This is a genomic window from Brevibacillus sp. RS1.1 (assembly GCF_013284365.1).
Classification (GTDB): Bacteria; Bacillota; Bacilli; order Brevibacillales; family Brevibacillaceae; genus Brevibacillus; species Brevibacillus brevis_D.
The window spans coordinates 752,541-767,093 of the sequence record NZ_JABSVA010000001.1 but is presented as its reverse complement, the minus strand read 5'-3'; the positions used below and the strand labels follow the sequence as shown (position 1 = coordinate 767,093).

Here is a 14,553-nt window from a genome sequence, read left to right as displayed (position 1 = left end):
ACCTTTCATGCCCTTAGTATGAACTTAGGTAGTCGCACTATTCGTAGAAGAGGTGTTTGATTTTAAACGGCGGATCAGTGCTTCATCCGGTGTCACATACAGCGTTCGTTGCTGTTCGTAGATCACATAGCCTGGCTTGGCCCCGCTCGGTTTTTTTACATGCTTCACGAGCGTGTAATCTACGGGAATCTGACTTCCTTCTTTGGCGCGACTGAAGAAAGCCGCCAGATTGGCTGCTTCAAGCAACGTCTCATCCGAAAATTCCCGAGCGCGAATGACCACATGGGATCCAGGAATATCCTTGGTGTGCAGCCATGTTTCTTGCGACGATGCGAGCTTGTTGGTCAGGTATTCATTTTGTTTATTGTTTTTGCCGACCAAAATTTCAATGCCATCCGAAGAAAGGTACGTATCCAGCTCTGGTCGGGTATCTTTTTTCTTGCGCGGACCACGTTTTTTACGATCTCGCATGTAGCCTTGCTCAACGAGCTCCTCGCGAATTTCTTCGGCATCTTTTAGGGTGGCATGTTCCAGTTGGACCAATACGCCGTCCAAATACAAGAGTTCAGCCTGCGCTTGCTCAATCTGCTCACTCACGATGGAAAGGCTGTTTTTGGCCTTGTTATACCGTTTGTAATACGACTGTAAATTTTCCGACGGGGTCTTTAATGGGTCGAGCGGAATGGTGATGGTACCTCCTGCTTCGTCATACCAGTTGACTGTGACGAGTTCGCGATCCCCTCGCTTCATTTGGTGCATATTGGCGGTGATCAATTCACCGTACAGACGAAACAGATCTGCTTCATGCGCATCTTTCAGCGTTTGCTCGAGCTTCTCGATTTTCTTTACATTTTTATTGCGCTCAACAGTGACAAAGCGAATCAAATCGTGCGCACGTTGTTTGACAGTGTCACGGAGCGCCTTCCCTTCGTAAAATGCCTGCAAGCATTCTTGGACGGAAGGATAGGGGGTTGTAACTCCATTTGAGAGATGTGTCAGCTCGACGACGTGAAAATACGCTTTGCCGTTTGCCTCTACAATGGATGGCACATATGCATGATCGCTGATTGCTTTCATCACCTGTGAAAAGGCAGCCCACAGTGATTCACGATTCGCGAGGCCGGCTCTGTGCAAAATTTCTTTTGCCAATAAGGGACTGATCCCGGTATAGCCATCTACGATTTGCTTGTCCAAACGACCGCCGTTCCAATCGAGGGAAGAAATAAACGCTTGCTCCGTTACAGTGAGAGGGTCGCGTTTATCTTGGCTCGGAGGAGTGACGTAAGGTCTGCCGGGCGTAACTTGTCTGTACTGGCTAATGGCGAGCGTCACATGCATGGCGCTATCCAAAATTATTCCGGTTGCAGGATCGATGAGGATGATGTTGCTGTGCTTGCCCATGATCTCTACAATAATGCGGCGGACAGCCGTGTCACCCAGCTCATCCCGGGTGCGTACGTCGATGTGAATGATTCGCTCCATCCCGATTTGCTGGACGGATTCAATTACGCCGCCCTCACAATGCTTGCGCAATAGCATGCAAAACATCGGAGCTTCCAGCGGATTCGTGAATTCTTCTGTCGTGATGTGTAAGCGGGGATAGGTCGGGTTTGCAGACAGGAGGAATTTTACCGTTTCTCCTTGTGTCCGTACTTGCATAATAATATCGCTATGGTGGGGCTGGTGGATTTTTGAGATGCGTCCTCCTACCAGTTTATGTAATTCCCGCGCAACAGAGCGGGTTACTACGCCATCAAATGCCACAAAAGTCACCTCAGATCAAAAAAATGGCTAGAATAATAGATAGAGAGCTGCCAGTCACAGTGTAGCATAAGTCAGAGCAAGGAGGAATCTCATCGTGGTGGGGGTGCTTCGGTTGACACTGCCAAGAGTTGTCTCCTATAATAAATTAACGATTTTGCGTCTATGGAAGTGAAAACTTGTGATTCGAAGCATGACTGGTTATGGTAGAAAAGAAGATAGCAAAGGCTCCATTCGAGCAACAGTCGAGATACGTGCAGTGAATCACCGCTTTTCTGAGATTGTCGTGCGCCTGCCCAAAGCGTGGAATATGCTTGAGGATTCGATTCGTAAGCTGGTTGCACAGTATGTCAGAAGAGGGCGTGTCGATGTCACTGTCTCAGTGGAAGGGAAAAGTTCTTCTGCTACGGTTATGGACATTGACTGGGATGTAGCTGAACAGCTAGTCTCCATTTCCCGCGAGATGACTCAGCGTTTTGCGCTAGAGACGCCTTTAACCGTCAAGGATCTGCTACACTTTCCTGGCGTGATACATACCAAAGAGTCAGAGGACGACAATGTGGAGGAGCTGGCAGAGTGGCTCCAAGACCTAGTCAGGGGCGCCGCCTTGGATCTCGTTTCGATGAAAGAGACCGAGGGTAAACTGTTGCACGCTGATCTAGCCAGTCGCCTGACTGCCGTCAACACATGGACGCGGGAGATCTCCCAGTTGGCCCCACTTTGTAAGGAAGATTATAAGGGCCGACTCGAGCAACGCGTAAGTGAGTGGGCCGGTTTGACGCCTTTTGAATTGGACCCTGCTCGTGTAGCGCAAGAGGTTGCCTTTTTCGCTGATAAAAGTGATATTAGTGAAGAGTTGACCCGTTTAGATAGTCATTGCCAACAGTTTGCCAATCAATTAGGCAAAGAAGAAGCAATTGGTCGAAAACTGGATTTTCTGCTCCAGGAAATGAATCGGGAAGCCAATACGATTGCTTCCAAAGCGAATCATTTGCGCATTCAGCATTTAGCTGTCGAGATCAAGACAGAACTGGAGAAGATGCGGGAGCAAATACAGAATGTCGAGTAGCATGAAAGGATGGGCTGGGCCGTCATGGCAATCAAGCTAATCAATATCGGTTTTGGCAACATCGTCAATGCCAACCGCATTATTTCAATTGTAAGTCCGGAGTCCGCTCCTATCAAACGGATCATCCAGGAAGCGCGCGATCGCAACATGCTAGTGGACGCTACCTATGGGAGACGTACACGTGCGGTCATTATTACAGACAGCGATCACGTGATTTTGTCAGCGGTACAGCCAGAAACGGTGGCACAACGCTTGACTACGAAGGATGACGAATCGGACGAATAAAGTAGGAGTGTAAACAATGAGCATGGTTGATCGTGGTCTCCTTTTGGTTCTTTCCGGACCAGCTGGTGTGGGAAAAGGAACAGTATGCAAGGCACTTCGTGAAGTGATGCCTGGTCTGGTGTATTCTGTTTCCGCTACCACACGCCAGCCGCGTCCTGGAGAGGTAGAAGGAGTTAATTACTTTTTTAAAAGCCAGGAAGAGTTCAAGCGGATGATTGAAGAAGATGCTCTCCTGGAATGGGCAGAATACGTGGGGAATTACTACGGAACCCCTCGTCAGTTCGTGGACGATATGCTCAATGAGGGGCGCGATGTCATTCTTGAGATTGAAGTTCAGGGTGCTCTTCAAGTAAAAGAGAGCTTCCCGCAAGGTACATTCCTGTTCCTGGCTCCGCCTGATTTAAACGAACTGGAAAACCGGATCGTGGGACGCGGGACAGAATCACAAGAGATCATTCGCAAACGCATGGAAGTGGCGCGTGCTGAAATCGAGCTCATGGACCACTACGATTATGTAGTCGTCAATGACGTCATCGAATCGGCGTGTGATCGTATCCAAGCGATTATTACAGCGGAGCATCTGAAAAAAGATCGTCAGGTTCACAAATATCGCAAATGGTTACAGGAGGTTGAATAGAATTATGTTGTATCCATCTATTGACGAATTGACCGAAAAGGCAGAGAGCAAGTACATCCTGGTGACAGTCGCATCCAAGCGTGCGCGTCAGCTTCGCGAAAACAGCGAAGTTCAAGTCGTGAGACCAAAATCCAAAAAGTTTGTAGGTTTGGCACTGGAGGAGTTCATCTCCGACGAGCTCGTTCACGAGTTTTTGGACGGTCGCAAATAAGCAGTCACCTTTAAAAACAACCTCACGAGGTTGTTTTTTTCGGATTTCGGATAGGGGAGAAAGGAGAGAGTGCAGATGCATTCGCTTGCAGGAAAACGAATTGTTCTTGGAGTATCTGGCGGCATTGCTGCTTATAAGGCTGCTGCACTGACCAGCAAGCTGACACAAGCAGGTGCATTGGTGCATGTCGTTTTGACAGAGAGCGCCTTACAGTTTATTCAGCCTTTGACGTTTCAAGCCTTGTCTCACCTGCCTGTTTATACAGATACATTTACGGAACCAGATCCACATGTGATTAGTCATATTGAACTGGCTGATCGAGCTGATCTCATTTTGATTGCGCCAGCAACGGCAAACGTGATTGGCAAAATGGCGAATGGCATTGCGGATGATATGCTGACGACGACTGTATTGGCTACGAAAGCGCCTGTCATGGTCGCGCCTGCCATGAACGTCAATATGTACAATCACCCTGCGGTTATCGCCAATATGGATAAGCTTACGGCTTATGGTTATCGGTTTGTGGAACCAGGTGTCGGGCTTTTGGCATGTGGCTGGATTGGCAAAGGACGTTTGGCGGAGCCAGAGGAAATCGTCGAAGCTGTGCGTCAGTGGTTTGCCTCCGATGAGACCAGACAAACGATCCGTGAAAAAGATTTGCAGGACAAGCACGTACTGATCACAGCGGGACCGACTCGTGAAAAAATTGATCCCGTTCGTTACATAACTAATCATGCTTCAGGAAAAATGGGCTACGCCATCGCGGAAGCGGCACGAGACAGAGGGGCAAAGGTCACGTTGGTCAGTGGACCGACAACCTTGGCACGTCCTGATGGAGTAGAATTCATCGCGGTGGAATCGGTACAAGAAATGTTCGATGCCGTCATGGAGCAGTTGCCACACTGTGACATTGTCGTCAAATCAGCAGCCGTTTCCGATTATCGACCGAAGCATGTAGCTGAACATAAGCTGAAAAAGGGTGATGGTCCACTCGACCTCGTGCTAGAAAAAGCACCCGATATTTTAAAGACGATTGGTGAGCGCAAAACGAAGCAATTCGTCGTAGGCTTTGCGGCAGAGACCCAAAATGTGTTACAGCATGCCCAGTCCAAGCTGGAGCGAAAAAATCTCGATATGATCGTAGCCAATAATGTGTTGCTTGAGGGAGCAGGTATGGGGAGCGATACGAATATCGTGACCTTGCTAACCCGTGGCGGCGAGCAACTGGCATTGGATAAATTGAGTAAGCGGGCTGTGGCAGACAAGCTGTTTGATGCTGTCCTTGCCGTGCAAGAGCATAGACCGCTCCAAGACCTGTCATGATTGCCCAAATTATCGTGGACGTTCCGGTCAATCGAACAAATCGACCTTTTGATTACCATGTTCCGCCTTGGTTGCGTCCACTGATTCGCATTGGCAGCCGCGTGGTTGTCCCGTTTGGCCCTCGTCAATTGCAAGGCTATGTTATCGGGATCGTAGAGGACGACCAAGCCATACCAGATCGTTCGCGACTAAAAGATGTCGTGCAGGTACAAGACGATACGCCTCCTCTCACGCCAGAGCTGCTAAAGATGAGCGAATGGATGTCCAAGCAATACTTGTGTCCGTGGGTAACAGCTGTACAGGCGATGCTTCCGGCTGTGCTCAAAGGGAAGTCGGAGAAGTGGTTGACAGCGACAGACGCATTGGACGAAGAGGCATGCGGGAGATCGGGGCTTCTGTGGGAATTGTTCCGCAAACGGCAACTACCGCTGACAGAAGTGGAGAAACAATTTGCAGAGGAGTATTTGCTCGTTCCGGGCTGGATACAAAGCGGTCTGCTTGCTACGGAGTATCAAGTAAGAGACAAAATAACTCGCAAGCAGCAATCATTTGTCCGAAGCTTATTGGATGAGGGGAAGCTGGAGGAAGCGATTGGTTCGTTGCCAGCACGGGCAGAGCAGATGCGCCGTGTCCTTCAACTGATGCTCATGCACAAGGAGCAGTCCTTATCTGTACAAATGCTGCGGGATGAATACGGAATTACGCGTTCTCCACTGAAAAGCCTGGAATCAAAAGGCTGGATCGCGATCGAGCAAGTGGAGGTTTACCGGGACCCCTACGCGAATCGACGATTCCAGGAAAAGCAGAAGCCTGTCTTTACCCCGTTACAGGAAGAGGTACTGACACCTATCTTGCAATCGATTGAATCGGGAACCTATGCTTCTTACTTGCTCCACGGGGTTACCGGAAGCGGTAAGACAGAAGTATATCTTGAAGCGATCGAACGCACGTTGGAAAAAGGGCGCGAGGCGATCTTTCTCGTTCCAGAAATTGCACTGACTCCGCAAATGGTAGAGCGCTTCAAAGCTCGTTTTGGCGCAGATGTAGCTGTTTTGCACAGTGCGTTGTCGCAAGGAGAGCGTTTTGACGAGTGGCGCAAGATCATTCGCAAGCAAGTCAAAGTGGTGGTGGGTGCCCGATCTGCCATCTTTGCTCCGTTTCGGAATGTTGGCTTGATTGTGATCGATGAAGAGCATGAAAGCTCGTATAAGCAAGAAGAGACCCCGCGATATCATGCACGAGAAGTAGCGCTGTGGCGAGCGAAAGAGAATCAGGGTGTCCTTGTCATGGGAAGCGCGACTCCTGCCTTGGAGACGTATGCATTGGCTACGCGAGGCCGATACGAGCTGTTGCGTATGCCGGAGCGTGTCGGGAATCGCCCGATGCCAGAGGTACATGTCGTGGACATGCGCGAGGAGCTTCAGGCCCAGAATCGCTCGATGTTTAGCCGGAAGCTGCATGAGATGATTGCGGATCGATTGGCAAAAGAAGAACAGATGGTCATTTTCCTTAATCGAAGAGGCTTTTCTACCTTTGTCATGTGCCGCTCCTGCGGATATACGATGCGTTGCATTCATTGCGACATCTCGCTTACTTATCATAAAACGAATCATACGGCGCGCTGCCACTACTGTGGATACACCATCGCACAGCCTAAGCATTGTCCTGAGTGTCAAAGTGAGCATATCCGCTTTTTTGGTACGGGGACGCAAAAGGTGGAAGCCGAGCTGGCAAAACTTTTCCCTGGAATCCGGGTCATCCGAATGGACGTGGACACGACCTCGCGAAAAGGCTCTCACGAAGAGCTACTAAATAAATTCCGCTCAGGTCAAGGCGACGTTCTGCTCGGTACGCAGATGATTGCCAAGGGACTTGATTTTCCACGAGTGACGCTAGCGGGCATCATTGCAGCGGATACGTCTTTGCATCTGCCCGACTTCCGTGCAGCGGAGAAGACATTTCAGCTTTTGACGCAGGTAGGTGGACGGGCAGGACGGCATGAGCTGGACGGGGATGTTGTGATTCAGACGTATACGCCGGAGCACTATAGCATTGTTCATGCGACTAAACATGATTATCCCGCATTTTATCAGGATGAAATGATGCAGCGCAGACGAACAGGCTACCCGCCATATTTCCGTCTCGTATTAATTACGTTTAGCCACGAAGAGGTACCTGTTGTGATCCGTGGTGCGCATACGATGGCTGACTATTTGCGGCAGCGTTTGGCACAGACAACGATCCTCTTGGGCCCTGTGGCTTCGCCCATTGCAAGGGTGAAGGATAGATTTCGTTTTCAGATCATGCTAAAATATCGTGATGAACCGCAACTGTCAGAGCTGCTCGCTCAGGCGACGGCTGCGTTTGAAGAATGGAACAAACAGCAGAAAGTATTGATGACGATTGACGTCGACCCTTACGTACTGCTTTAGGGAGGATATGAAACACATGGCGATTCGCACAATTGTAAAACATCCAGATCCGATTTTGCGTGAAAAGGCAATGGTCGTAACCAAATTTAATTCCAACTTGCACAAGCTGCTTGATGATATGGCAGACACGATGTACGATGCAGACGGTGTAGGCTTGGCTGCTCCACAAGTGGGCATTTCCAAGCGTGTCATCGTGATGGATTGCGGTGATGGACTGATTGAAATGATCAATCCGGAAATCATTGAGCATGAAGGAGAGCAATACGATTATCCAGAAGGCTGCTTGAGCATTCCTGGCCTGCAAGGAGACGTTCGTCGCCACAAGTGGATCAAGCTGCGCGGTCATGACCGTAACGGGAATGTGGTTGAGCTCGAGGCAGACGACCTGTTGTCCCGTTGTGCTCAACATGAAATCGATCATTTGAACGGTGTCCTCTTTATCGATGTAGCTGACAAGGTGTACAAAGTAAACCCGAACCAGGAAGGGGAATAACCATTTGAAAGATGCTCGCATCCTGTTTATGGGTACGCCTGACTTTGCTGTATCGAGTCTTACGGCAGTACTCGAAGCAGGCTACAACGTGATTGGAGTCGTAACACAACCCGATCGTCCCGTTGGACGCAAGCAAGTATTGACGCCGCCCCCCGTGAAGGAGGCGGCTTTGCGTCATGGACTTTTGGTATTGCAACCGGAAAAAATCAAGGCAGAGGAAGCGCTTGAAGAAGTGATGGCCCTCAAGCCTGATCTGATCATTACCGCGGCATATGGGCAGATTTTGCCTAAAAAACTGCTCGATGCCCCGAAATATGGCTGCATCAATGTGCACGCCTCTCTTTTGCCGAAATATCGCGGGGGTGCCCCGATTCATAAATCGATTGTTGAGGGAGAAGCGGAAACAGGCGTAACGATCATGTACATGGTGGAAGCTCTCGATGCAGGGGATATGCTGTCCAAGGTAGTCGTGCCGATTGAAGAGCGCGATACAGTGGGGACCTTACATGACAAATTGGCTGCGGCAGGCTCTGAGCTGTTGATTGCTACTGTTCCGCCCCTGTTGGCTGGTGAGCTTGTAGCAGAGCAACAGGATCATTCGGCAGCGACTTTTGCCCCCAATATCAAGCGTACAGACGAAAAAATTGACTGGAGCCGTTCTGCGGAACAGATTTACAACCAAGTCCGCGGCTTGAATCCGTGGCCTGTCGCATTTACTACATGCGAGGGAAAGATTTGGAAGCTGTGGTGGGTAGAAAAAATGCCTGCGTCCGGTGAAGACAAGGAGCCGGGAACCATCATCGCCCGTGAGGAAGACGGTATCGTTGTCGCTTGCGGTAGCGGTGCTGTGAAAATAACCGAATTGCAGCCAGAAGGCAAAAAACGTATGAGTGCACTCGACTTTTTGCGCGGAGCGGGCAGCAGCATTGAAATCGGCACAAAGGTAGGAGAATAGTCCGTGGCAAAAAAGGGAGCTCGCGATATCGCCCTCGATGTTTTGAACAGGGTAGAAGAACATAAGTCCTACAGCAATCTTGAACTGCGCAATGTCTTGGATCGGGAAAATCTCAGTGCAGCAGATGCAGGGCTGGTGACAGAGCTTGTGTACGGTACCATACAGCACAAGATGACGCTGGATCATGTCCTGTCCCATTTTGTCGGGAATAAAAAGGTCCAGACCTGGGTCCGTAATTTGTTGCGTCTCAGCTTGTATCAAATTCACTTTTTGGACCGTATTCCTGAGCGTGCTGCCGTACACCAGGCGGTTGAAATCGCCAAGAAACGCGGTCACCAAGGGATTGCTTCGATGGTCAACGGTGTCTTGCGCAATGTGTTGCGTCAGCCGGATGTGTGGGAGCGTCAGCCAAAAGGCAGCCGTGCCTTGCAAATCGCCGTAGCCTATTCGCATCCGGAATGGCTTGTGCGTCAGTGGCTTAACGTATATGGCGAAGAGACGACGATTGCGATTTGCGAAGCCAACAACAGAACCCCGCATAGCTCTATCCGGGTCAATGCATGGAAAACGACGAAGGATCAAGTGCTGGACAAGCTGGCGGAAGAAGGGCTGGAAGGACAAGCGTCGTCTGTCAGTCCTCATGCTATTCTGATGGAAGGCGGACATGTAGCAGGCTCTCGCTTGTTCAAGGAAGGCTACTTCACGATCCAGGATGAGAGTTCCATGCTCGTAGCACCAGCTCTTGCTGCCCAACCAGGTATGCGTGTACTGGATGCTTGCGCGGCACCTGGTGGAAAAACAACGCACATAGCCGAAATGATGGAAAACCGCGGGGAAATCATAGCGAGTGACGTGCATCCGCACAAACGCGATCTGATTGCAAATGCAGCGAAAAGACTCGGGATTACGATCATCCAGCCAATCGTAAGTGATGCACTAGACCTGCCCGAAAAAGCGCTGGGAACTTTCGATCGAATCCTGCTGGATGCGCCATGCACCGGATTTGGCGTGATTCGTCGCAAGCCTGATCTGAAGTGGAACAAAACGCCGGAAGATGTCCGTGCGATTGCTCAGCTACAGTACGAACTGCTCAAAACATTGGCGCCGCTACTCGCAGAGGGTGGTGTCATGGTTTACAGCACATGTACGATTGAGCCAGCAGAAAACCAGGAGATTGTTCGCCGCTTTGTTGAAGAACACCCTGATTTCGTATTTGATGATACACTGGCACAAGACCTGCCTGAGGCTGTCAGAGGGCATGTCGATGAAACCGGAGCCTGCGTGCAAATTTTGCCTCACCATTTCGAGAGTGATGGATTCTTTATCGCGCGATTGAAGCGAAGAGGATAAGGTAACGGATGTACAAACAAGGGGTGGCGCACCAACAGGTGGAAAATGCCACTCCTTTGCCTTTGTTTGCGCGCGCTTGGATTGGTTTACACTAGGAAAAGCGACGCATTTGTGAATCTGGATGTCAAAACCGTTTGAAGCGAGACGCCCCACGAGGTACAATGATAGAATGGATTTAGGCAAGCAATGATTTTGAGGATGTGGAGATAGAATGCCGTTAACGACATTTACTGGCGCAAAGCCGCTTATTTACAGTTTAACGCAAGATGAAATGAAAGAATGGCTGGTTAGTGCAGGCGACAAAGCATTTCGTGCACAACAAATTTTTGACTGGCTATATGTAAAACGCGTCACTTCTTTTGAAGAGATGAGCAATTTGTCCAAGGAGCTGCGCGAAAAGCTGGCTGATACATTCCGTATGGAGCCACTCAAGGAAATCACGCATCAGGAGTCGCAGGATGGGACGATCAAGTTTTTGTTCCAGCTTGTCGATGGACATGCGATTGAGACGGTGATTATGCGTCATAACTACGGAAACAGCATTTGTGTTACGACACAGGTGGGCTGCCGTATTGGTTGTACGTTTTGTGCATCTACATTAGGTGGACTGAAGCGTAACCTGGATGCAGGTGAAATCGTCTCTCAAGTATTGACGGCACAACGCAGACTGGATGCGGAAGGTGAGCGTGTCAGTCACGTTGTCGTCATGGGGATCGGCGAGCCGTTCGAGAACTTCGAGAGCTTGATGGCGTTCTTGTCCGTCATCAACGATAATCGTGGATTGAATATCGGTGCTCGTCACATTACGGTTTCCACCAGTGGAATTGTACCGAAGATTTATGAGTTTGCTGAACGAGGCGGACAAGTGAACCTGGCGATTTCCCTACACGCTCCGAACACGGAGCTGAGAAGCCAGCTGATGCCGATCAACCGTGGCTTTCCGCTTGCTAAGCTGATGGAGGCATGTCACCATTACATTAACAAGACAGGGCGTCGCATCAGTTTTGAGTACGGTCTTTTCGGCGGGAAAAACGACCAGCCCGAGCATGCAGAGGAGCTGGCCGAACTCATTGGCGACATGCTTTGCCACGTGAATCTGATCCCGGTGAACTACGTACCAGAGCGTGATTATGTACGGACGCCACGTAATGAGATTTTTCAGTTCAAACGCATTTTAGAGGAAAAAGGAATCAATGTGACCATCAGACGCGAGCAAGGCAGTGACATTGCTGCTGCTTGCGGACAATTGAGGGCACAACACGCTAAAGAAACCGTGGGGTGATGCCATGGAAATCGCGATGAAATCCCATGTTGGTCGCGTTCGTCAGGTTAACGAGGACTATTATGCCTGTGTGACCGATTTAAACGGACGCGTGCTCGCCATTGTAGCAGATGGTATGGGTGGCCATCAGGCTGGTGATATTGCCAGTCGCCTAGCTGTTGAGCGAATAGTGAAAGAACTGCGTCACCTAGATGGGGACCTCGAAGCAGAGGATGTGCGCGAGCAATTGATGAACGCCGTTCTGCTTGCGAATAAAGAAGTCTATGAATATGCGCTTGAACATCCGGAGTGCAGTGGCATGGGCACAACCGTAGTTGCTGCCTTGTTCGACCGATCCTCCGTGATTACCGCGCATATCGGTGACAGCCGTCTGTATTTTTACAACCAAGACGGACTGGTCATGAAAACAGAAGACCATTCCCTTGTCAATGAGCTGATGAAAAGTGGACAGATTACAGCCGAGGAGGCGTCTGTCCACCCTCACCGCAATGTTATTATGCGTTCACTCGGGACAGAACCGGATGTACTCATTGATCTTGGGCAGTTTGAATGGTCAGAGGGTGATATCGTCTTGATTTGCTCAGATGGATTGAGCAACAAGGTCAGTCATCCTTCCTTGGAAGAAAAGTTGCAGAAACAGATATCGTTACAAGCGAAGGTGGACGGTTTGGTGCAGGAAGCACTGGATGCTGGTGGGGAAGATAACATAACGCTGGTTGCCGTACGAAATACGCTTGATGCCGGTCAGAAAGAGGGGTGAGAGAGATGGAAGGTCAACGACTGGGAGGACGATACCAAATAGAATCCCGCGTCGGTGGGGGCGGTATGGCCATTGTATACAAGGCCAAAGATTTAATTTTGAATCGTCCAGTGGCAGTTAAAGTACTGCGTTCACAGTTTGGTACGGACGAAGATTTCGTAAATCGTTTCCGACGTGAAGCGCAGGCGGTGGCGAGCTTATCTCACCCCAATGTGGTTGGGGTGTATGATGTCGGTCAGGATGGCGATACCCATTACATGGTGATGGAGTACATAGAAGGCTATACGTTGAAAGAGGTCATCATTCAACGTGGTGCGCTGCCGGTAGAAGAGGCAGTGCGGATCGCCGAGCAAATTTGCGATGCACTCGATCATGCGCATCAAAACCAGATCATTCATCGAGATATTAAGCCGCATAACATTATGATTGGAAAAAATGGTCGGGTGAAGGTTACGGATTTCGGGATTGCGCGAGCCGTTACTTCAGCAACGATTACGCATACGAATGCGATGCTTGGCTCTGTCCATTATTTTTCGCCAGAGCAGGCGCGCGGTGGGATTACCGGGGAAAAATCCGATATTTACTCGCTGGGGATCGTCTTGTACGAAATGGTGACGGGTGAACTGCCGTTTTCCGGGGACTCGCCTATATCAGTGGCGCTAAAGCATTTGCAGGAGCCGCTTCCAGAGCCGCGCCAAGTCAATCCGGCTATCCCACAGAGTGTGGAAAATGTCATTTTGAAGGCGCTGGTAAAGGATCCATTTCTCAGATATGCATCCGCGAGTGAAATGCTAGAAGATTTGGAGACCTGCCTGTTCCCAGAACGATTAAACGAAGAGAAGCTGACGTTCCCGGTGGATGAAGAAATGACGCGTGTGGTGCCGATCATCACACCTGACATGCTCGAAGGCCATACCAATGGCAAAACCGGAGGAGCGGGACGTAGCCGCTATGAGCAGCGTGCGGAAGAAGAGGATGCCAAACCAGCCAAGAAACAATGGTGGGTCAAAGCGCTGTTCTGGGTAGGCGGTATCGGATTGTTTTTCGTACTGGCATTCTTCGGATTTAACTTACTGTTGAATCTGTTCCCGTCCGTTCCAGAGGCACAGGTGCCTCATGTGGAAGGGATCGAAGTGACGCTTGCTGAGAAAAAGATTCAGGATGCCAAACTTGTTGCCCGTATCGTCGAAGAAGCCAATGATACGATAGAAAAGGGAATGGTGATACGCCAGGACCCTGCGCCTCCCATGCGGTTAAAGGAAAATTCCGTTGTGACCTTGTTTGTAAGCAAAGGACAACAAGAGATCAACATGCCAAATCTGGTTACGTTGCCGCGAGCAACAGCAGAGGAAGCATTGAAAAGCAATGGTTTTAAACTGGAGAATGTCACTTTCGTAGAGGAAGAGGACGATAAGGCTGAGGTAGGGACGGTTATCAAGCAGTCTCCAGCCGCAAATGAAAAGGTCTTCCCGACCAAAACGAATGTGACGGTCACGATCAGTAAAGGGAAAACCTTCGTGAGAATGCCGGATGTCCGGAATAAATCCGTAGAGGCTGCGCAAGTAGAATTGTTCAAAAAAGGGCTGTCTGTCGGGAAAATCACCGAGGTACCTTCTTATACGACTGACAAACCAGGTATTGTTCTCAGCACTCACCCTTACGATCCGGGAATGGAAGTGCAAAAGGATGTAGCGATTCCGCTTGAGGTCAGCAATGGCCAATATCCGCAGGACGCCAAGCTGGCAAACGTTCCGGTTTATGTAGAGGTTGTACCTGGTGAACCACTGGAAGTGAAAATTGAAGTGACAGATGCTCGTGGAGAGGCAAAAGTTTTCCAGACGGAGACGATCACCGAAAATAAAGAGTACGATGTACCAATCGTCTTGGCGCCACAGAAGGACTCGGTAGTCAAGGTCTTTGTGAAACGATCGACTGATCAAGGCTTCAATGAATACCAGACGATTCCAGTTTCCTATAACAGCTTGCCATAGTGTA

General features: G+C 49.8%; 13 protein-coding genes. 12 read left to right on the top strand and 1 reads right to left on the bottom strand.

Annotated elements, in window-relative coordinates; translation table 11 throughout:
- Window positions 1–24: 24 nt before the first annotated feature.
- Complete coding sequence (locus HP570_RS03495) at window positions 25–1,764, bottom strand: Rqc2 family fibronectin-binding protein (protein WP_173624904.1); 1,740 nt, start codon at window positions 1,762–1,764, stop codon at window positions 25–27.
- A gap of 178 nt (window positions 1,765–1,942) precedes the next feature.
- On the opposite strand from HP570_RS03495, the gene HP570_RS03490 reads away from it, so the two are divergent.
- The 12 genes from HP570_RS03490 (at window position 1,943) to pknB (ending at window position 14,549) form a co-directional block, all read left to right on the top strand.
- Window positions 1,943–2,830: a YicC/YloC family endoribonuclease gene (locus HP570_RS03490; RefSeq protein WP_173624903.1), complete on the top strand. Its 888-nt coding sequence runs from the start codon at window positions 1,943–1,945 to the stop codon at window positions 2,828–2,830.
- Window positions 2,831–2,854: 24 nt separating this feature from the next.
- Entirely contained in the window at window positions 2,855–3,115 is a 261-nt protein-coding gene (gene remA, locus HP570_RS03485) for an extracellular matrix/biofilm regulator RemA (RefSeq protein WP_015891999.1), read from the top strand.
- Between the two features lie 16 nt (window positions 3,116–3,131).
- Window positions 3,132–3,752, top strand: coding sequence for a guanylate kinase (gene gmk / locus HP570_RS03480; protein ID WP_015891998.1), 621 nt, complete (start codon window positions 3,132–3,134; stop codon window positions 3,750–3,752).
- A 4-nt stretch (window positions 3,753–3,756) separates the two neighbouring features.
- On the top strand, window positions 3,757–3,963 hold the full coding sequence (rpoZ, locus tag HP570_RS03475) for a DNA-directed RNA polymerase subunit omega (protein WP_007728388.1): 207 nt from the start codon (window positions 3,757–3,759) through the stop codon (window positions 3,961–3,963).
- A gap of 75 nt (window positions 3,964–4,038) precedes the next feature.
- Entirely contained in the window at window positions 4,039–5,286 is a 1,248-nt protein-coding gene (coaBC, locus tag HP570_RS03470) for a bifunctional phosphopantothenoylcysteine decarboxylase/phosphopantothenate--cysteine ligase CoaBC (protein WP_173624902.1), read from the top strand.
- Window positions 5,283–7,718: a primosomal protein N' gene (gene priA / locus HP570_RS03465; RefSeq protein WP_064200612.1), complete on the top strand. Its 2,436-nt coding sequence runs from the start codon at window positions 5,283–5,285 to the stop codon at window positions 7,716–7,718. Before coaBC ends, priA begins: the two co-directional genes overlap by 4 nt.
- 16 nt (window positions 7,719–7,734) lie before the next feature.
- Entirely contained in the window at window positions 7,735–8,211 is a 477-nt protein-coding gene (gene def, locus HP570_RS03460; protein WP_015891995.1) for a peptide deformylase, read from the top strand.
- 4 nt (window positions 8,212–8,215) lie between these two features.
- Window positions 8,216–9,166 carry a methionyl-tRNA formyltransferase gene (gene fmt, locus HP570_RS03455; RefSeq protein ID WP_173624901.1) on the top strand — a complete coding sequence of 317 codons (951 nt, stop codon included), beginning with the start codon at window positions 8,216–8,218 and terminating at the stop codon, window positions 9,164–9,166.
- A gap of 3 nt (window positions 9,167–9,169) precedes the next feature.
- A complete protein-coding gene (gene rsmB / locus HP570_RS03450) occupies window positions 9,170–10,516 on the top strand; it encodes a 16S rRNA (cytosine(967)-C(5))-methyltransferase RsmB (RefSeq protein WP_173624900.1) in 1,347 nt (448 codons plus the stop codon).
- Between the two features lie 211 nt (window positions 10,517–10,727).
- The gene (gene rlmN / locus HP570_RS03445) at window positions 10,728–11,798 is read left to right on the top strand and encodes a dual-specificity RNA methyltransferase RlmN (protein WP_173624899.1); all 1,071 of its coding nucleotides are present in this window, start codon (window positions 10,728–10,730) and stop codon (window positions 11,796–11,798) included.
- A 4-nt stretch (window positions 11,799–11,802) separates the two neighbouring features.
- The gene (locus HP570_RS03440) at window positions 11,803–12,558 is read left to right on the top strand and encodes a Stp1/IreP family PP2C-type Ser/Thr phosphatase (protein WP_173624898.1); all 756 of its coding nucleotides are present in this window, start codon (window positions 11,803–11,805) and stop codon (window positions 12,556–12,558) included.
- A 5-nt stretch (window positions 12,559–12,563) separates the two neighbouring features.
- Window positions 12,564–14,549, top strand: a complete 1,986-nt coding sequence (pknB, locus tag HP570_RS03435; RefSeq protein ID WP_173624897.1) for a Stk1 family PASTA domain-containing Ser/Thr kinase — start codon at window positions 12,564–12,566, stop codon at window positions 14,547–14,549.
- Window positions 14,550–14,553 lie beyond the last annotated feature (4 nt).